Below are 21,687 nucleotides of genomic sequence, written 5' to 3' on the forward strand. Positions count from 1 at the left end.
GAACGTGCTTCAACTGATTTGGTCGATGAATTCGAAAAGCTCGCGGTCGTCCGCGGTTTCGAGACTGTCGGGGTCGCCGCCCAAGTCGATTTCGCCGATGTCCTTGCCTTCGAGCTCACGCAACAGTGCGGTCAAACTGCTTGCGATAGCCGACCGGTCCACAGCCGACAGCTCGGCCGTGGCACAACTGCGCGCCAGCGACTCGATCTCGGTCGCGATACGTTGCGCGGGGTCGTCGACCGGAACGATCTCCTGCCGGATGAAACCGGCCAGCGCCTCCGGGGTGGGATAGTCGAACATCGCGGTTGCGGACAACTGCACGCCCACGGCCGATTTCAGCCGGTTGCGGAATTCCATCACGCCGAGCGAGTCGAACCCGATATCGCTGAACGGCTTGTCCGGAGGGGTCGAGTCCGCGCTGGTGTGTCCCAGAACGACCGCGGCCTGGGTGCGGATCACGTCGAGGATGAGACGTTCTTGTTCGGCTGTCGGGCGGCCGAGCAGTTGCGCCACCAAAGACGCGGAGCCCGCGGAGTGCCCATTCGACGCTGTCGGCGGCGCACTCGTCGTAGCCGCCCGGCGGTGCGAGGGCCGCGACAAGCCCTCCCGTCGCCCACCACCACCCTCAACGGTGGCGCTGCGCGCCGCAGATACATCCCGCATAACCGCGCGCAGATCCTCGGGAGCCGCCTCGCCGAGCGCGGTCCGGTCGATCCGGACCGCCACGAACGCCGACCGGCCGCCCGCCAGCGCGGCGTCGAACAGCCCCATGCCGTCCTCGTCGCCCAACGGAAGGAGACCTTCGCGCCGCAAACGGGCGATATCGGCCTCGCCGAGCGCGCTGGTCATACCGCCGCTCTGCTCCCATGGCCCCCATATCACCGACGTCGCGGGCAGACCGGTGACGTGCCGGTGTTGTGCCAACGCATCGAGGAAGACATTGGCGGCCGCATAGTTCGCCTGGCCCGGATTGCCGATCACGCCCGCGATCGAGGAGTACAGCACGAACGCCGACAGATCCAGGTCCTTGGTCGCCTCGTGCAGATTCCAGGCCGCATCGACCTTGGGCCGCAGCACCGTCGCGATCTGCTCCGGCGTCATGGTGGCGAGCAGACCGTCGGCCAGCACACCCGCCGCATGCACGACACCGGTCAACCGATGCTGCGACGGTATTGCCGCCAACACCGCGTCCAGTGCGGCTCGATCAGCCGCGTCACACGCGACCACGTCCACATGCGCACCGAGCGCGGTCAGCTCGGCGGCGAGTTCGGTCGCGCCGGGCGCTTCCGGACCACGCCTACCTGCCAACACCAGCCTGCGCACACCATGCGCGGTGATCAGGTGTCGCGCGGCCACAGCGCCCAATCCTCCGGTGCCGCCGGTGATGAGAACAGTGCCCTCGGGCCGCAACGGCACCGGCACGGTGAGCACATTCTTGCCGATATGCCGGGCCTGGCTCAGGTACCGGTAGGCGTCCGGCGTCTGCCGCAGGTCCCACGCGATGGTCGGGTACGGCGCCAGAGTCCCGGCCTCGAAAAGCTCGACCAGCGCGGTCAGAATCTCGTGCAGCCGATCCGGACCCGCCTCCATCAGCATGAAACTGTGGTAATCCACGCCCGGATGCTCGGCGGCGACCTCGACCGGATCACGCCGGTCGATCATGCCCATCTCGACGAACCGACCACCGCGCGGCAGCAGACGCAAGGACGCATCCACGAATTCGCCTGCCAGCGAATCCAATACGATGTCCACACCGCGACCGCCGGTGGCGTCGAGGAATTTCTGCTCGAAATCCAGTGTGCGCGAGTTTCCGATATCGGAGTCGTCGAACCCCAAATCGCGCAACACATTCCACTTGGGCTCACTGGCGGTGACCAACAACCGCAGGCCCAGGTGTCGCGCGAGTTGCACGGCCGCCAGGCCAACGCCACCGGTCGCCGCATGCAGTAGCAGCGTCTCACCGGGCCGCGCATCGGCCAGGTCGACAAGGCCGTAGTAGGCGGTCGCGTAGACGATGGGAATCGCCGCGGCCTGGGCGAAGGACCAGCCGCGCGGGATCGGCGCAAGCAGTCGGCGATCGACCACCGCCACCGATCCGACACCCGGGATCAACCCGAAAACCCGGTCACCGGGCGCGAATTCGGTCACATCCGGTGCGACCTGCACCACGACCCCGGCTCCCTCACCACCGATTCGCTCCGCCTTGTCGGGGTAGGTACCGAGTGCCATCAGCACATCTCGGAAGTTGAGGCCGACCGACCGCATACTCACCCGGACCTGGCCTGGTGCAAGCGGTTCCAACGCACTCGGATGGTCGCTCAGACCGAAGTTGTCCGCGGTCAACGTGCCCTTGTCACGCAGAGTCAGCGCCCATGCCGAGGCGTCTCGCGACGCGACTTCGAGCGGGTTCGCACCACCGCGATTCAGGCGCGGCGCATGCGCCTTTCCGCGCCGCACGGCCAGCTGGGGTTCGTCGCCCGAAGCCAGGGCCACGGCGGTCCGATAATCCGCCCAGTCCTCGACATCGACGAGCAGAATCCGGTCCGGGTTCTCACTCTGTGCCGTACGCAGCAGACCCCACACCGCTGCCGTGGGCAGGTCGACCGACTCGTGTGGATGTACCGCGACCGCGTGCCGGGTCACCACGACGATGCGCCGGTCCTGTGTCAGCAGCCGCTGCACCCGCACCGCGAGTTCGGTGACCCGATCCCGTACCGCCGCAGGGAGATCGCCGTCGACGGCCGTGGCGTCGAGCCGCAACACCGTCGCGTCCCGTCCCGCGATCGTCACGGTTTCACCGTCACCGTCACCGTCACCGTCATCGGCGAGGCTCCAGGTGTCGACCGCGATGAGCTCACCCGCGGGCTCGGGTAGCACGACCCAATTCACCTCGTAGCCAACGCCTTCGGTTCGACGGTGCGCCGAGCCGAGCGCATCGGCCGACAACATCCGCAGCGTCAGTGCCCCCACTTCGGCCACCGCCACGCCCGCCGGGTCGGCGAGGGCTACAGTTATCCGCTCACCCCCCGGCCCGGAGCCGGTCACGGCGGCACGCACCCGCACGGTGGTCGCGCCCGTCGCATACAGGGCGATGTTCTCCCAGGAGAACGGGACGGCGATCGCACCGGCCCGGGTGTCCGGAGCCAGCCCACCGAGCAGGATCGCGTGTAGTGCGGCATCCAACAATGCCGGATGCACACCGTATTTCGCGCCGTCGGATCGTGCGGACTCCGGCAGGACGACCTCCGCGAACACCTCACCGTCGCGCCGCCACAGGGCGGTCAGTCCGCGGAACGCCGGTCCGTACTCATAGCCGCGCTCGGCCAGATCCGCGTAGGCGTGATCGATCGCTATCGCCGTCGCACCCGCGGGCGGCCAGCTCACCAGATCGGAGTCGACCGAGAGCGTGTCCGACCCGGCGGTGACCGTCGCGACCGCGTGGCGAACCCACTGGTCCGCATCGTCGTCGCGCGAGTCCGAATCACCATCGTTGGACCGCGAGTACACCGACACTGTCCGCGCACCGGTGTCATCCGGTCCGCCCGCTACCACCCGCAACTCGACGGCCCCGGTGGCCGGTATCGGCAGGGGTGCCTCGATCACCAACTCCGCCAGTCGCGGGCATTCCACCACCGTTCCCACGTGCAGGGCCAGCTCCACGAGGGCGGCGCCGGGCAGCAATGTCACCCCGGTGACGGCATGATCGGCCAGCCACGGATGACCGGCTCGTGACAGCCTCCCGGTGAACACCACGTCCTGGGAATCCGGCAACCGCACCATCGCACCCAACAGCGGGTGCCCCGCATCGTCCAGTCCCGACTGCCACAGGTCCGGTGCGTCGACCGGCTGCGCCCAGTAGCGTCGATGCTGGAAGGCGTAGGTGGGCAACGTAATCCGATTCGTGGGACGGCCCCCATACAGCGGCGTCCAGTCAACCCCTACGCCGACGACAGCGGCCTGTGCCAGCGCGGACACGAACTGGGTCGGCTCGTCGATCGAGCGCCGGGCGGCCGCGACCACCGTTGACTTGGCCTCGGCGGCCGGAGTCTCGACAAGGCATTGCCGAGTCATCGCGGCCAGCACCGCATCCGGTCCGATCTCCACGAACCGCCGCACACCAGCCTCGACCAGAACGTCGATCCCCGACGCGAACCGGACGCACCCCCGCACCTGCTCGACCCAGTACTCGGGATCGGTCAGCTCGGCAGCGACCACGACCGCCGAAACATTCGACACGATCGGCAACGACGGCTCCCGATACGTCAATCCTTCGGCGACAGACCGGAACTCGTCGAGCATCGGCTCCATCAGCACCGAGTGGAACGCGTGGCTGACCCGTAGCCGGGAGGTCTTCACTCCCTCCCCGACAAGCCCGTCACTGATCTCGTCTATCGCGGACACTTCCCCGGACAGCACCACCGATGATGGGCCGTTCACCGCTGCCAACGACACCCGACCGCCGTACTCGGCCAGCACCTCCTCCGCCTCGGCCTCCGACACCGCGATCGCGAGCATTGCCCCGCCCGCCGGCAAGGCACCCATCAACCGACCGCGCGCCACAACCAGCGCACACGCATCCTCGAGCGACCACACCCCGGCCACATACGCCGCCGCCAACTCACCGATCGAATGCCCGATCAGCAGATCCGGTGTCACACCGAATGACTCGATCAACCGGAACAACGCCACCTCGAACGCGAACAAGGCCGGTTGGGTGAATTCGGTCCGATCCAACACACCCTCGGCGTCGGCGAACATCAGCTCCTTCAAGGACAGCGCGGAGCTCCTCGAGGGGTGGTGGTCAGGCGACGGGTGGACCCGGCCCAACAACGGATCGACCTGTGCGCACACCTCGTCGATCGCAGCCGCGAACACCGGGAACGCCTCGTACAGCCCCGCGCCCATTCCCGCCCGCTGCGCACCCTGACCCGTGAACAGGAACGCCGTCTTCCCCGAACCCGCCGTCCCCTCGATCGTGCCCGGCGAATCCGCCGCCACATCGGCCAGACCCGCCAGCAGCTCATCTCGATCCCGACCTACGACGACCGCCCGACGGTCCAGCAATGCCCGGGAGTCCACCAATGACCGTGCCACCGACCAGATCTCGACCTCCGGACGATCGGCCAACCACGCCCGCAACCGCTCGGCCTGAGCCCGCAGGCCCTCCTCCGATTTGGCCGACACCGTCCACGGCACAGCAATATCGATTCCGCCCGAATCGTGCTCGGGCACCGATGCCGCCTGGGCCGGAGCCTCCTCGATGATCACGTGCGCGTTGGTGCCACTGATCCCGAATGACGACACCCCGGCCCGGCGCACCCGGTCACCGGCCGACCACGCCTGCGCCTCGGTCAACACCTGGACCGACCCCGCCGACCAATCCACATGCGGCGATAACGCATCCACGTGCAATGTCTTCGGCAGCGTCTCGTGCCGCAGGGCCTGCACCATCTTGATCACACCGCCGACACCCGCCGCCGCCTGGCTGTGACCGATATTCGACTTGAGCGAACCAAGACGCAACGGATCGCCCGCACGATCCTGCCCGTAGGTGGCGATCAACGCCTGCGCCTCGATCGGGTCGCCCAAAGCCGTTCCCGTACCGTGCGCCTCGACCACATCCACATCCCGTGGACGCAATCCGGCATTCGCCAGCGCCGCCGCGACCACCCGCTCCTGCGACGGACCGTTCGGCGCCGTCAAACCATTGCTCGCACCGTCCTGATTGATCGCACTGCCACGCACCACCGCCAACACGTTGTGGCCCAGACGACGCGCATCCGACAGACGCTCCACCACCAGCACCGCGGCGCCCTCGGACCAGGCGACACCGTCGGCCGCGGCCGAAAACGACTTGCACCGACCGTCGCGCGCCAAACCACGCTGCCGCGAGAACTCCTGGAACACCATCGGCGTCGACATCACCGTCGCGCCACCGACCAACGCAAACGAACTCTCCCCCTGGCGCAGCGCCTGGCAGGCCAGGTGCAGCGCCACCAGCGACGACGAGCAGGCGGTATCCACCGTCATCGCCGGGCCTTCCAGACCCAGCGCATAGGCCACCCGTCCGGAAGCCACACTCCCCAGACCACCGGTGAGGACATACCCCTCGACCTCGGGCCCGGCCTTGCCGGTCACCGCCTCGTAGTCCTGGTACATCACGCCCGTGTAGACGCCGGTGTCGGTGCCGCGCAACGACGTCGGGTCGATCCCCGCATGCTCGAGCGCTTCCCAGGACACCTCCAGCAGCAACCGCTGCTGCGGATCCATCGCCGAGGCCTCACGCGGACCGATCCCGAAAAAGCCCGGATCGAAATCACCTGCGTCATAAAGGAATCCACCGCGCCGGGCATAGACCGTCCCCGGCTTGTCCGGATCCGGGTCGAACATCCGCTCCAGATCCCAGCCACGATCCGACGGGAACTCACCGGTCGCATCTCTTCCGGAAGCAACCAGATCCCATAGCGCGTCCGGCGATTCCACGCCGCCGGGGAACCGGCAGGCCATGCCAACGATCGCGATGGGTTCGTCCACGCGTGTACGGCGCGGCACCCGTGCGGTCCTGGAATCGGACGCTGTTCCCTCGATCCTGGAGTGCAGGAGGGTAGCGACCGCCGCGGCGGTGGGGTGGTCGAAGACCAGGGTGGACGGTAGCTGGACACCGGTGGCCTTCGACAACCGGTTGCGGAATTCGACGCCGCCGAGCGAGTCGAATCCCAGTGCGTCGAATCGGTCGGCCGGGTTGACGTCTTCGGCGCAACCGTGCCCCAGCACGGCCGCCGCGTGCTCCCGGACCAGGTCGAGCACCACCGCGGCGCGTTGGGCCTGCGGTACCCGGCTCAGTCGGGTGCCCAGCGAACTCGACGCGGCCGCGGTCCGGTCCGGGGTGCGGGGCAGAAAACCGCGCAGCACCGCCGGTGCCGCACCGTCGTGCGCTTCGCGCCGCAGTTGCGCCGGGTCGAACCGAATCACTGCCAGGTGCGCGGCGGCGCGGCCGGTGGCCGCATCGAACAGCCGCAGACCTTCGTCGTTCTCGAGCGAGTAGAGACCGAGCCTTTCCCAGCGAGCGACGGCGCTGCGGTCCAAGCCGCCGGCCATACCGCTTGCGGAATTCCAGGGCCCCCAGCCCAGTGCTATCGCGGACAGCCCTTCAACTCGGCGACGGTGCGCCAGCGCGTCGAGGAATGCGTTGGCTGCCGCGTAGTTGCCCTGTCCCGCCGATCCGATCGTTGCCGCGACAGACGAGAACAGCACGAAGGCCGACAGGTCACGGTCGCGAGTGAGTTCATGCAGGTGCCATGCGGCTGCGGCCTTCGAGTCGAACACTCGCCGCAGTTGCTCGGCGGTCAGGCCCGCGAGGGTGCCGTCGTCAAGGACACCCGCCGCATGGACCACACCGGTCAGCGGATGATCGGCTGCTATCGAATCGAGCAGAGAACCGACGGCATCTCGATCGCCCACATCGCAGGCCGCCACCCGGACAGCCGCACCGGCTTCGGACAGCTCGGACATCAATTCCATTGCACCGTCGGCGGTTTCGCCCCGCCTGGACACCAGCAGCAGATGGCGGACTCCGTGCGCGGCGACCAGATGTCGAGCCACCAGTGCGCCGAGGCCACCGGTGCCACCGGTGATCAGGACAGTACCGGTACCGAACAACAGCGTCGCGGAGCGACTCGATGAGGGGTGGTGGTCGGGCGACGGGTGGGCCGGCTTCGGCTCGGCCTCGCGCTCCGCTCGTGCTCTCGCCAGTCGGGGTACGAGCACCGCTCCGGCGCGCACCGCGGCCTGTGGTTCGCCCGCCGCGATCACCGCACCGACCAGCGTCGGATCATCCATGGGCGCAACGGCCGACGGATCGGTGTCGACGAGAACGAACCGGCCCGGATATTCGGATTGGGCGCTGCGTATCAGGCCCCAGACGGCCGCCGCGGCGAGATCCGGTGCCTCACCCGGCAGCGCGGCACCGTTCGCGGTCACCACGACCAGCCGAGTGTCGGCCAGACGATCCTCGGCCAGCCAAGCCTGCACCGTCGCCAGCACCATTTCCAAGTGGCCGCGAACGGCCGCCGGATCGCCGGACGCAGCGCTGTCCTCCGGATGCCAGCTCACGAAATCTGGAATCTCTTGTGCCGCAGCGAGTTCTGATGGGCTCGAACCGAGTACGGCGATCCGGTCCGCGGATACGCTCGGTGCCGCTACCGCCGCGGGCGTCCACTGGACCTCGTAGAGGTCGGCGGCATCCCCGGCCAGTGTGCCGCGCATCTGTTTCACGTCATAGGGCCGCATGACGACCGCGTCGACGGAGACCACGGGCCGTCCCGAATCGTCAATGGCCGCTATGGAAATCGTCTCCGGTCCGCGCGCCACCGCAATGACCCGCAGCGTCGTCGCCCGGACCAGCGGCTGGTGTAGCCGCGCTCCGCCCCAGCGGAACAGCAACCGGCCGGTGTCCGGATCGCTGTCCTGATCGCGCCAGAGGAGCCCGGCCAGCCCGGCGTGCAGCACCAGGTCGAGCAGAGCCGGATGCAGATCGAACCGCTCCGGCTCGGGCGCGGCCGCCGTATCCAGGGTGATCTCGGAGAAGACGGTCTCGCCCCGCCGCCATGCGGCGTCGACACCGATCAACGCCGGGCCGTATTCGAGTCCGGATCCTTCGGCGATCCGCTCGGGAATCCATGATGGGTCGAGAGTTTCGGCGTCGATCGGCGGCCAGGCCTCGTCCCGCAGCTGGTCCAGCAGCGCGTCATCGCCGTCCCACGAAGGGGCCAGTACACCGCTGGCGTTGCGCACCCATTCGCCCGCTCGGCGACCCGCCTGACGGAAGTAGAAGCTGAACTGCCGTCGCCCGGTCCGGTCCGGCTCCTGCACCGACACCTGGAGTTCGACCTCGTCGTCTTCCGACGGCGGTATCGGAGCCTCCAGGGTCAGTTCCTCGACGACGCCGCAACCTATTCCGCTGCCCGCGACGAGTAGGAATTCGACGAGGGCGGCGCTCGGCAGAACCACAGTGCCGTAGGTCATATGGTCGGCGACCCACGGGTCGGTCGGCAGCGAGAACCGGCCGGTGAAAACGAACTCGTCCTTACCGGCCACCGGCACCACACCGGTGAGCAACGGGTGGGCAAGGGCGTCGCCGGTGGCTTCGGGACGCGGCGGCAACCAGAAGCGCTGGTGTCGGAAGGCGTACGTGGGCAAGGGAACTCGTCGAATCGCCCGGCGACGCAACAGTGGCAGCCAATCCACCCGCACACCGGATGTGTGAGCGTGCGCCAACATCGTCGAGAACTGTTGGGGCTCATCGTGATCCCGGCGTGCGGCCGCGGCGACAACCGTCGCCGACTCCGCGTCCTCCGGAAGGGTCTGCCGGGTCATCGCCGCCAGCACCGCGTCGGGCCCCACTTCCAGGAACCGGCGCACACCCGAGGCGATCAACGTCTCGATCCCCGGCGCGAATCGCACCGCGGCCCGCACTTGCCGAACCCAGTAAGCAGGTTCGGTCACTTCGTCCCCGGCAAGCTGACCGGACACATTCGACACCACCGGCAGGCGTAGCCGGTGGTACGTCAACTCCTGTGCCACAGACTCGAATTCGGCCAGCATCGGCTCCATCCGATGCGAGTGGAAGGCATGGCTGACCCGCAGCCGCGACGTCTTCGCGCCACGCTCGGCGAATCGGGCCTCGATCTCGACGACCGCGTCCTCGTCACCCGAGATCACCAGAGCCGCCGGCGCGTTCACCGCGGCAACCGACACTCGGCCGGGATACCGGGCGACAACATCATTCACTTCGGTTTCGGACGCTCCGATGGCCAGCATCGCTCCGCCCTCGGGCAGCGCACCCATGAGACGGCCGCGCGCCGCCACCAACCGGCACGCGTCCGCGAGCGACCACAGGCCCGCGATGTACGCGGCGGCGACTTCTCCGATCGAATGGCCGATCAACACATTCGGGGTGACGCCGAACGACTCCAGCAAGCGATACATCGCCACCTCGAAGGCAAACAACGCGGGCTGGGTGAACTCCGTCCGATCCAGCACCGTGACACCGGTACCACCAGCGACGACGCCGTTGAACATGATCTCTTTGAGCGAGCACTCCAGCACCGGATCGAACTGGGCGCACACCGAATCCAACGCGTCCGCGAATACCGGGAACGCCGCGTACAAGCCGGCGCCCATACCGATCCGCTGTGCACCCTGACCGGTGAACAAGAATGCCGTCTGCCCCGAACCGACGACACCTCCGATGACACCGGTGCCGGTCCCCGATTCGGCAAGGCTCGCCAACCGCTCGAGCAACTCATCGCGATCGCGACCGAGTACCACGCTCCGCGAATCCAGCTGCGCCCGCGACGTCGCCAGCGCATAGGCCGCATCCGCGACGTCGATCTCCGGCCGCTCCGACAACCATGCACGCAGCCGGGCGGCCTGCGCACGCAGACCTGCCTCGCCCTTACCCGACACCAGCAATGGGGTGACCGGCACGGTGATCTCGGTGTCTTCCTCGGCAGCCGTCACCGGTGCGGCAGGTGCTTCTTCGAGGATCACATGCGCGTTGGTGCCGCTGATCCCGAACGACGACACACCCGCCCGACGCACCCGATCTCCTGCGATCCACGGTTCGGCTTCGGTCAGCAAACGCACCGCGCCCGCGGCCCAATCCACGTGCGGCGACGGCGTCTCGACGTGCAGCGTCCGCGGCAACCGCTCGTGCCGCATCGCCTGCACCATCTTGATCACACCGGCCACACCGGCGGCGGCCACGGTATGGCCGATATTCGACTTCAAGGAACCGATCCGCAACGGCTCCCGATCGCCGCGATCCTGTCCGTAGGCAGCGATCAACGCCTGTGCTTCGATCGGATCACCCAGAGTCGTGCCGGTCCCGTGCGCCTCCACAGCGTCCACATCGACCGCCGAGATCCCCGCATTGGCGAGGGCCTGCGCAATCATCCGCTCCTGCGACGGACCGTTCGGTGCGGTCAGACCATTGCTCGCGCCGTCTTGGTTCACCGCACTTCCGCGAATAACGGCCAGGATGTTGTGGCCGAGCCGCTGTGCATCCGAAAGTCGTTCCAGCACAAGAACACCCGAGCCCTCCGACCACGCCACACCGTCGGCGGCGGCCGAGAACGCCTTGCAGCGACCATCCGGTGACAGGCCGCGCTGGCGGGCGAAGTCCACGTACAGATACGGGCTGGCCGCAACGGTCACACCACCGGCGAGAACCAGCGAGCTGTCGCCCTGACGCAGCGCCTGGCACGCCAGGTGTAACGCCACCAGCGACGACGAGCACGCCGTATCCACCGTCACCGCCGGACCTTCCAGACCGAACACGTACGCGACACGGCCCGAAATGACGCTGTGCGACGTGCCGGTCAGCCGGAAACCCTCCAGGTCACCGGTCACCCGTCGCGAGTAGCCCGACGAGCAGGCACCAGCGAATACGCCGGTATCGCTGCCCCGCAACGACATCGGGTCGATACCCGCGTCCTCCAGGGCTTCCCATGATGTCTCGAGCAGTAGCCGCTGCTGCGGATCCATCGCCAACGCTTCGCGAGGGCTGATGCCGAAGAAGCCGGGGTCGAAATCGCCTGCACCGCTGAGGAATCCACCGTGGCGCGTGTAGACCGTTCCCGGTTTATCGGGATCCGGGTCGAATAGCCGGTCCAGGTCCCAACCGCGGTCGGTGGGGAATTCGCCGATCACGTCCCGGCCCGCAATCATCAGGTCCCACAGGTCCTCGGCGGACCGCACACCACCAGGGAATCGGGCACCCATGCCAACGATCGCGATCGGTTCGTCCGACATCGGGGATGGTCGGCCGGCGGAGCCGGCGGGGCGGGTTAGCTCAGCGCGCCGCGCTACCCGGTGCTTGCCTCGGTCGGTTCCGGTGACCCGTGCTCGCAGCAGTGTCACAACCGCATTCGCGGTCGGATGGTCGAAGATGAGCGTCTTCGGCAGCGGCACACCGGTGGCCCGTGTCAGTCGGTTCTGCAGCTCCACCCCACTCACGGAGTCGAGGCCGAGCTCGGTGAACGGCAGGTCGGGCTGAATTGACTGGGCCGACCCGTGGCCTAGTACGGCAGCAGCATGCTCACCGACGATATCGAGAACTACTGTGTCGCGCTGATATTCGGGGGTCGCCAGCAATTTGCGTGCCAGCGGGCCGTCGTCCCACGCTCCGGTCTGCTCCCTGCCCTCGGAAATTCGACCCTCGGAACTTTGCTCCTCGGTTGCCGCAACGACGTCGGTGACACCGGTGAAGCCACCGGAAGTGACCGGCATACCGGCCCAGAAGTTACGGCGCTGGAACGCGTATGGCGGCAGGTCTACCCGCGCCCCACCGGAGACCAACGCGCGCGGATCCACCTGCACACCGGCGCAGTAAGCCTGTGCCAGCGACGCCATGAACCGTTCCGGGCCGCCCGCACCGCGCCGCAACGATCCGACAACAGATACGCCCTCGGCTGCACCGGCCGCCTCGGCGGTCAGGCCGATACCCATCGTGAGCACCGGATGCGGACTTGCCTCGATGAATCCGGTGATACCGTCCCCGATCAGCGCCGTAACAGCATCGGCGAATCGAATCGGTTCCCGCTCCGACCGGTACCAATATTCGGCGTCCAGTTCCGCCGTATCCAACCGGTCGGCGAATACCGTGGAAAAGAACGGCACCGACCCGGATTGTGGGCGGATCGGCTCCAGTTCCTCGAGCAGCCGATCGCGGATCCGCTCGATCGCCTTCGAATGCGACGCGTAATCTATCGGAACCCGGCGGGCCCACACACCGTCGTGGGCGCAGTCGGCGAGGAAGTCCGCCATCGCCGAAACGTCACCGGATATCACACTTTGCGCCGGTCCATTCACCGCCGCCAATGACAGCCGATCCCCATACGCCGAAAGACGTTCCCGGACCGCATCCGCGCCGAGTCCGATCGAGACCATACCGCCGTGTCCGGCCAGCTCATCGGCGATCGCCCGGGACCGGAGAGCCACCACACGCGCCGCATCGGACAGCGACAGTCCACCGGCAACGTAGGCGGCGGCGATCTCGCCATGCGAATGGCCGATCACCACGTCCGGCTCCACGCCGGCCGCTCGCCACATCCGAGCCAGTGAGACCATCACCGCGAACAGCGCCGGCTGCACCACATCCACGCGGTCCAGCGAGGGCGCGTCGCCTTCGCGACGCAGTACGGCCGTCAGCGACCAGTCCACGTACGGCGCAAGCGCCGCTTCACATTCGGCGATCGATGCCGCGAACGCCCCACCCGCAGCCAGCAGTCCGAGCGCCATACCCTCCCACTGGCTGCCATTCCCCGGGAAGACGAACGCGATCCGCCGCTGCTCGGCCCGCCCGGTTGTCGGCTCGATGGCCGCCGCAGGCGCGGTCGGGTCGGCCAGGGCTGCCAAACCGGCCAGCAGCTCGTCGCGATCCCGCCCGACAACGCTTCCGCGCCAATCCATTTGGGCTCGCGTGCGCAGCAGCGAATGCGCCACATCGACCACATCCAGCTCCGGATGGCGCAGTAGCCATTCCCGCAGCCGGGCCGCTTGCGCACCGACGCCGCTCTCGCTGCGGGCCGACACCACCCACGGCACCGCACCGGCCGCGCCGTCCACCGTGGACGCGGCGGACCCGACGGCGGGCGCCTCTTCCACGATCACGTGGGCATTCGATCCGCCCATGCCGAACGACGACACAGCTGCCCTGCGCACGGTGGCCAAGGGCCAGTTCTCGGTGCCCGTCACCACCCGTAAACCCAAGTCCTGGAGTGGAATTCGCGGATTCGGTGTCTCGAAGTCGAGACTGGCCACCAGTTCTCGGTGGGTCAGACAGAGCACGGTCTTGATCAGGCCCGCGATACCGGAAGCACCTTCCAGATGCCCGATATTCGTCTTGACCGATCCTACGGCCAGCGGCGCATCCTGCGCCCGGCTCATTCCGTAGGTCTCGCCGAGCGCGGCGGCCTCCACCGGATCACCGGCGGGTGTTCCGGTGCCGTGCAATTCGACGTACTGCACCGACGGCGCCTCGACACCTGCCGCGGCCAGAGCCGAGCGGATCGCCGCCGCCTGCGCATCCCGACTCGGGGCGCTCAGCACTCGGCGTTCGTTGCCGGTGTTGACCGCACTGCCACGGATCACCGCATGAATCCGGTCGCCGTCGGCGACCGCCTGCGCCAGTGGTTTCAGCACCACCATGGCGCCACCCTCGCCGCGCACGAACTCGTCGGCCCGCGCATCGAATGCGTAGCACCCGCCAAGCGCCGACTGCGCGCCGAACTGCTCGATCCGCGCACCGCTCGTCGGCGACAGAATCAGGTTCAGCCCGCCGACCAGGGCCATGTCGCTCTCGCCGCTGCGCAGGCTCGCACATGCCAGATGAACCGCGACCAGCGAGGATGCCTGGGCGCTGTCGACCAGGATGCTCGGGCCGCTGAAACCGAAGTAGTTCGAGATGCGGTTTGCGATGATGCCGCGTTCGACACCGCATAGCGAGTGGCGGCTGACCCCCGGGCCGCCCTGGGAGGCCACGATTCCGGCGAAATCGCTGCCGGTGCAGCCGAGGAACACACCACACCGCCGGGCATCGCGTGTCGTTGCGGCCAGGCCCGCGTCCTCGAACGCCTCCCAGCTCAACTCCAATGCCAGCAGCTGCTGCGGATCGATTGCCCGCGCCTCATCAGGCGAGACCCCGAAGAAGTCCGCGTCGAACTCCCCTGCGGTATCAACGAATCCGGCCCGCTCGGTGATGCTCCCCCGTCCGGGCGGAGCTGCGCCGATCGCGGCGCGCCCCGCCCTGAGCAGCTGCCAGAAACTGTCGAGATCGGCCGCGCCCGGCATTCTGCAGGACATGCCAACGATAGCGACGTCAAACGCCGATCCGCTCACCTCTGAACATCCTTCCCCACGGCGTGCTGCAACCCGCCGTAAGCCTCTGACCAGTGTGTTTGTTGTCGGCCACCGTTGACATCCGCAATGCGAGACGGCACGAACTTCGCGACCGCACCCACCGCCGGATAGTCGAGGACGAGCGTGGCCAGCAAGTTCCGTTCTTCTACCCTGGCCAACCGGTCCCGAAACTCCACATCAACGCTTGCCAATCGCCCCGCCGGCAATGCGTTCTCGATTCGGCGTTCCCGCCGCGGCTCCTGGTCGATGGAGCTCGCTGGTCGGCCGCCGCCCCCCGCGTCATCCATCCGGATCGCGGAGCAGGTCATATCACCATCAATTCGTAGGTCTAACTAACGAGTTCACAAGTAGGTCGACTCAGACGATTCCTGCTTCGACATAGCGGATTTCGACGCGGTCGAGGCGCAGCGAAGAGGCACCGAAGGATGCGGAGCGTCTTCCACAGGCGGCCTGGGGCCCCGAGGATATGGTGCAGGCCAGGCCCAGACTGGATCTGAGCTGTGCCGCCGGGCTCAGCAGAGCAACTGATCAGCGAGCGACGCTGAAAACTGAGGCGCTACGGGGACATGCCAGAAGATTGAGGCGCGCGCAAGAGGGGGTAGTGCCCGAACGAGGTGTTTACGTAGCACCTACGTTACGGCGATGTGGATCGACACAATGATCCCTCTCGGGGTTCGAACGGTAGGACAGGAGTCACGGTTACTGCGCAGTAGGGGTCATGGTTACTGCACAGTATTTGGATGATCTTGACCTTGTCAACCAACCGATATCCCCACTGCTGAGGACGAGACGCAGGCTCGATCGAGGCGGTGATCACCAGTCGGCTCCGGCGCGCTAGCAGTGGGGATCCGATGGATCGCCGGCGTCGTTGCCGCAGTCGCTGTGCTCGACATCCCGATGTTCTCGGTGATCGATCGGCGCGAGCCGTTCGGGTGGTAGTTGCGGCCGTTCACCACGATGAGATCCTTCTGTCGGCCGACCACGAAGAGTCCGATCCGGTCCAGATCTCACCGACGCGACCTTCGGCCAGGACCTCGGAGGCCGCCGGGATCGGCGATGCGGACAGCCATCTCCGGTGCAGCCGACCACGGTACGTGTGGATGCCTCGGGCGAGGAATCCGCCACCCTGCCGGTCGACGCAAGGACTCCGCGATCCGGGGATAGCGACCGCCGGCCGGTTCCCGGGGGGCCGCCCGGTCACGAACAGTATCTACTCAGCAAACCCGTAGCACGGAAGAAACGCCGAGGGATCGAAGCCGCAGGGTACGAACCGTTCAGGACCCCGACCTCGTTCACCCGGGAGAGGGTCGACACGTTCACCCGGACTCGATCCGGGAGAGATTCAAGCGTCTTGCGGCGGAGGCGGGGCTACCTGAGATCCGGTTCTACGGTCCGAGGCGCTCCTGCGTGACCGGCGCGCTGGGATCAGCCCGAAGGTGGTCAGCGAACGAGTCGGTCACGCCGATGTGGCGTTCACCCTCGAGACCTACTCGCGCATGCCGCCGGGGATGGATCAGGATGCGGCGGTTCGCGGACCACCTCCTGGGCGATGCCGCCCTGAACCCGACGGCGGATCCAGAATCCTGAACTTGGCTGAGGTTCCCAAATTCGTTCTCATGGGGAAATGAAAAACGACCCGGAACAATGTGTTCCGGGTCGTTTTCCCTTGTAGCGGGGACAGGATTTGAACCTGCGACCTCTGGGTTATGAGCCCAGCGAGCTACCGAGCTGCTCCACCCCGCGTCGGTAAACACAACATTACACACGTCTACGCACAGAAGGCAAATCGCCTACCTTGCAGGGGGTTTGCGCTGGTCAACAGCGCGGAGCGGGGGTCACCACAGCCGCGGGTGGCGTGGCACACAGACAGTCCGAGGGCGGGCTCAGCGACCGAAGAGGGCGGCCGGAGTCGTCCCCGAGCCGATGCCGAGAAAGTCGCCGGGGGCCCCGGCAAGCAATCGAACCCGGTTGGTCAAGCGGGTTCAAACGTGACCCGTGCCACTATTTCGTAGTGATCCCGAACACATAACGTTGCTATAACAGACCGTCCAGAATCCATTCTTAAGGCATTCGCGACCTGCACAAACACTGATATACACGTTATTCGCATCATGCAATGGCGAAGTTATCAAGATGTGATCTGATGAGATTTCTTCGTTACCGTCGGTCCACGGCCCGGATCAAACGAGATGGGCTCGAACTCGAACCGCCGAACACCGGCGACCCTGTCCCGCGGTTCGAGGATCCCCGACACACCTGGGGGCAGGGATTCGGCTGATTCTTTTGCCGGGGCGGTGGACGCGGGGAGGGAAAATATCATGTCGAAGTACCGAAAGCTCAGCACCCGCGCCCTCGGCTATGTCGCCGTCACCGGCGCATTCGTTGCCGTCCCGTTCGGTCTTTCCGCCGGCACCGCCGAGGCCGCCCCCGCCCACAACTGGGATGGCGTCGCGCAGTGCGAAAGCGGTGGCAACTGGGGTATCAACACCGGAAACGGCTACTACGGCGGTCTGCAGTTCTCGCAGGGCACCTGGGCCGCCAATGGTGGCGCCGGTTCCGCCAACCACGCCAGTAAGGAAGAGCAGATCCGCGTCGCGGAGAACGTGCTCGCCACCCAGGGCGCGGGCGCCTGGCCGGTCTGCGGCCAGTACCTGCGCGCCGGTGAGTCCGAGCCGAGCCCGGCCGTCGTCGAGCCGGAGCCCGCCGCCCCCGCGCAGGCCGCCCCGGCCCCGACCACCAACGTCGATACCGCCATCGAGCGGGCCAAGGCCGCCGGTTTCGAGCTCGCCAAGCAGAACGGCCTGGAAGGCCCGTACAAGCAGCTCCTGGAGCAGAACAGCGCGCTGATCGACTCTTTCGGTCGCTGACGCACGAGCCCGAGGTCACTCGGCAACGGCGCCGAGAGTGACGTACGGTTCGTCCGACGTCGACTAGAACGGCCCCGCCACCCGGATTCGGGTGACGGGGCCGTTCTCGGTTTCAGCGGGTCAGCGCCCGGCGTCCTGGTAGGCCTTCACCGCGGCATCCAGTTCCTCCAGCGCCTTGCCGAAGTCCTGGAAGTTGCCGGACTTCATGGCATTTCGCACACTTTCGATCTTCTTGCTCAGGTCCGCGGCCGCGGCATCCTTTGCGGCGGCTCCGGTCGCGGGCGGCGGTGTGGTGCCCTGCGCCGGTGGCGTGGTGCCCTGGGTCGGCGGCGTGGTGCCGTGTTCCACCGGCGGTGCCGTACCCGGTTTCGGCCTGCTCGCCGGATCACCGCCGAACGGCGTGGCCAGCGAACCCGTCCCCGGCAACACCTGATTCAGCGCGTCGGCCAGAGTGGAGGCGAAGCCGACCTTCACACTGCCCGCCACATCGCGATAGCTCACCAGTACACGCAGTAGCTGCGGGAAGGTGGAGCTGCCCGTATTTCGTTCGTTGTAAAACGGCTCCACATAGAGGATTCCGCCGTCGGCGATCGGCAATGTCAGCAGATTGCCGTATCTGATCTTGTTCGAGTTCGACAGCAATGTTTTCTGACTGGAGACTTCGGGCGCTGTCGTCATGCTGTTCTGCGTCTGCTGCGGACCCTGTGTCTGCGCATCGGTCGGCAATTGCAAGATCGTGAATTTGCCGTAGCCGTCCGGATCCGAACGCACCGAGATATACGCGGACAGGAATTGCCGGTTGTAGCCGACCATGGCACTGGTCAAATTGAACACCGGCTTATTCGTCGCCGGATCACCGAGCAGCACATAGTACGGCGGCTGGTCGAAAGTGCCGCCCTCGGCGGTCGGATCGCTGGGCACCGACCAGAAAGCGTTGTTGGTGAAGAACTCTCGCGGATTGTCCACGTGGTACTTGGTCAGCATTTCGCGCTGCACCTTGAACATATCCTCGGGATAGCGGAAGTGCGCGCGCAACTCCGGGGAGATCTCGCTCTCTGACTTGACCGCGCCGGGGAACACACCGCGCCAGGCCTTGAGCACCGGGTCGGTGGGGTCCACCTCGTAGAGGGTCACCGTGCCGTCGTAGGCGTCGACGGTGGCCTTCACCGAGTTCCGGATATAGCTGACCTCCTTGCGCGGCAGCAGTCTTCCGGTCTTTTTGTCGATGCTGTCCTCCGTGCCCTCCAGCGAGGTGGACTGCGCGTACGGGTAGTTGTCCAGCGTGGTGTAGGCGTCGACGATCCACTGCATCCGGCCACCGACGACCGCCGGGTAGGCGTTGCCGTCGGTGGTCAGCCATGGCGCCACCTTCTGCACCCGCTCACGCGGACTGCGATTGAAGATGATCTTGGAGTCGTCACCGATGGCGGAGGAGAACAAGATATTGCGCTCGGTGTACTTCGCGGCGAAGGCCAACCGGTTGAACCAGTTGCCGATCGAGACGCCGCCCTTGCCGTTGTAGGTGAATTGCGCGGTGTCGGAGTCGTACTCGCGCGGCTGCTGGCCGCTCACGCCGCCGACGATCGCGTAATCCGGGTTGGACTGCGAGATCAGCTCGCCGTAGTAGACGCGCGGCTGGTCGACCTTGATCTGCTGCTGATCCGTCGTGTTGAACAGATCGCTGACCAGGAAGATCGGATAGCCGCTGTCGCTGCTGCCACCGGAATTGGCGTTCGGATCGTCGTACTGCGGCTTGTTGACCCGATTGGCGGGGGCGGCGACGAAACCGTTGCCGTGGGTGTAGACGGTGTGCTTGTTGATCCAGTCGGTCTGGTTGCCGCTCAGCGCGGACGGATGCAGCTCGCGCGCGGCCACGATGTAGTCCTGCACGTCGCCACTGAGGTTGTAGCGGTCGATATCCAGCGACTCCGGGAAGCCGTAGAAGTTCTTCAGCTGCTTGAGCTGCGTGAAGGTGGGCGAGAGAATATTCGGATCGAGCAGCCGAGCGTTGCCGATGGTGGCCGCGTCGACCGGGACCTCGAGCGGGCTCTTCTTACTATCCCCCTTGTAGTCCTTGTACTCGATCTTGTCCGAGGTGATGCCGAACGCCTGCCTGGTGGCGGCGATATTGCGCTGGATGTACTCGCTCTCCTTGTCCGCGGCGTTCGGGCGCACCGAGAACTGCTCGACCACCAGCGGCCACACCGCGCCGACCAGGATCGAGGACAGCACGAGCAGCGCGGCGGCCATCGCAGGCACCCGCAGATCGCGCAGCACGATTCCGGCGAAGAAGGCGATCGCGCAGATCACCGCGATGGACAACAGGATCAGCTTCGCGGGCAGCACGGCGTTGATATCGGTGTAGGAACCACCGGTGAACGTCGGCTCCTTGCGGCTGCTCGACAGCAGTTCGTAGCGATCGAACCAGTAGGCAACCGCCTTGAGCAGCACGAAGATTCCGGCGATCACGGCAAGCTGGATGCGCGCGGGCCGAGTCAGCGTGCCCTCGCGTCCGCTCAGGCGCAGACCGCCGAAGACGTAGTGCGTCACCAGGTTGGCGAAGAACGCGATGACCACCGAGACGAACAGCCAGTTCAGCACCATGCGATAGAAGGGCAGATCGAAGGCGTAGAAGCCGACGTCGAGGCCGAACTGCGGATCGGTCTGACCGAACGAGCCGCCGTTGAGGAACAGCTGCACCGTCACCCAATTCGACTGCGCCACCAGGCCCGACAGCACGCCGAGCAGCAGCGGGATGCCGACGCCGAACAGCTTGAGCCAGCTCATCACGGTGGTGCGATAGCGCGCGATCGGATCGTTCGGACCCGCCACCGGCACGAACACCGGCCTGGTTCGGTAGGCGAGCAACAGCGCCAACCAGACCACGAGACCGACGAACAGCGCGACGACGACCAACAACAGCACGCGCGTGCGCAATACGGTGAGATAGACGCTGCGGAAACCGACCTCGCCGAACCACAACCAGTTCGTATAGGTGTCGGTCAGCCGCGGTCCCAGCAGCAGCAGAGCCGCCACAATGATGGCCGCCACCAGCAGCACTCGGCTGCGTCGGGACAACGAAGGTAAGCCGGTGGGGGGCCGCATGCCCACGATGCCACTCTCCAAGGTCCGGCGACGCTCGCACTGATTACTCAGCCTTCGCGCCGCAGTCCAATGTTGCGGGTGGTCCATTGCGGACCGCTCTGGGCCCACTCTACGGAATCGGACAAGGTACAGACCCGTGGGTTGCAATTGGCCTGCGATTACCCAGACCACGGGGTTGCCAGCAGCGCCGGTTTGGTTGGATGTCCGGTGTGACCGCAGACCTGCACGCCGAACTCGTCCTGTCCCGTTCCGTCCGGGAGGTGGCGGAATTCGTCGACGCCGAGGGCTGGGACAGACCGCCGCAGATGTTCGCGCTGGTGCCCACCGCCGATCTGGTCGCGGCCGAGCCCGGGTTACTCGATCAGCTCGACCAGGGCAGCGAGCTGACTCCCATTGCGCAGGAATCGTTCCCGGAGGACATCACCGGCGGATCGATGGCGCTCGACGAATTCCTCGCGACCACCAGTTGGCCCGATGGGGTCAGCGGCTGCGTGCTCGTCCAGGAGATCGTGGTGCTCCCGCCGGATGCCGAGAGCACCCTGGACGAGGCGTTCACCCCGCTGCTCGCCGACCACGAGGCCGCCGACGCGGCCGCGCGTGCCGCCGCCGAGACGCATCCGGAACGGCGCACCGCCCGACTTTTCGCGGCGGTGCTGCGCGCGGGCACGGAGCTGTGCCTGCTGCAGGTCAAGCCCGAGGACGACGCCGATGAATTCGGCGATCTCGACCTGCGCACCTACCCGAACCTGGCGCCGAACCTCCTCGAGGCACTGCACCACACCATGGAGTGAGG

4 protein-coding genes and 1 tRNA gene are annotated in these 21,687 nt (G+C 66.7%); 2 read left to right on the top strand and 3 right to left on the bottom strand.

All coding sequences use genetic code 11. The features are described 5' to 3' along the window. Positions 1-9: 9 nt before the first annotated feature. Both OG874_RS26815 and OG874_RS26820 read right to left on the bottom strand, forming a co-directional pair. The gene (locus OG874_RS26815) at positions 10-14,901 is read right to left on the bottom strand and encodes an SDR family NAD(P)-dependent oxidoreductase (protein WP_330249898.1); all 14,892 of its coding nucleotides are present in this window, start codon (positions 14,899-14,901) and stop codon (positions 10-12) included. Positions 14,902-16,591: 1,690 nt separating this feature from the next. Further along, a tRNA-Met gene (locus OG874_RS26820) sits at positions 16,592-16,665 on the bottom strand. 575 nt (positions 16,666-17,240) lie between these two features. Here OG874_RS26820 and OG874_RS26825 point away from each other — a divergent pair. Continuing rightward, positions 17,241-17,789: a transglycosylase family protein gene (locus OG874_RS26825; protein ID WP_330249899.1), complete on the top strand. Its 549-nt coding sequence runs from the start codon at positions 17,241-17,243 to the stop codon at positions 17,787-17,789. A gap of 120 nt (positions 17,790-17,909) precedes the next feature. On the opposite strand, the gene OG874_RS26830 is transcribed toward OG874_RS26825, so the two are convergent. After that, complete coding sequence (locus OG874_RS26830; protein WP_330249900.1) at positions 17,910-20,900, bottom strand: UPF0182 family protein; 2,991 nt, start codon at positions 20,898-20,900, stop codon at positions 17,910-17,912. A 194-nt stretch (positions 20,901-21,094) separates the two neighbouring features. Here OG874_RS26830 and OG874_RS26835 point away from each other — a divergent pair, with 194 nt between their 5' ends. Then, positions 21,095-21,685: a PPA1309 family protein gene (locus tag OG874_RS26835; RefSeq protein WP_330249901.1), complete on the top strand. Its 591-nt coding sequence runs from the start codon at positions 21,095-21,097 to the stop codon at positions 21,683-21,685. Positions 21,686-21,687 lie beyond the last annotated feature (2 nt).

This window comes from Nocardia sp. NBC_00565 (genome assembly GCF_036345915.1).
Lineage (GTDB): Bacteria > Actinomycetota > Actinomycetes > Mycobacteriales > Mycobacteriaceae > Nocardia.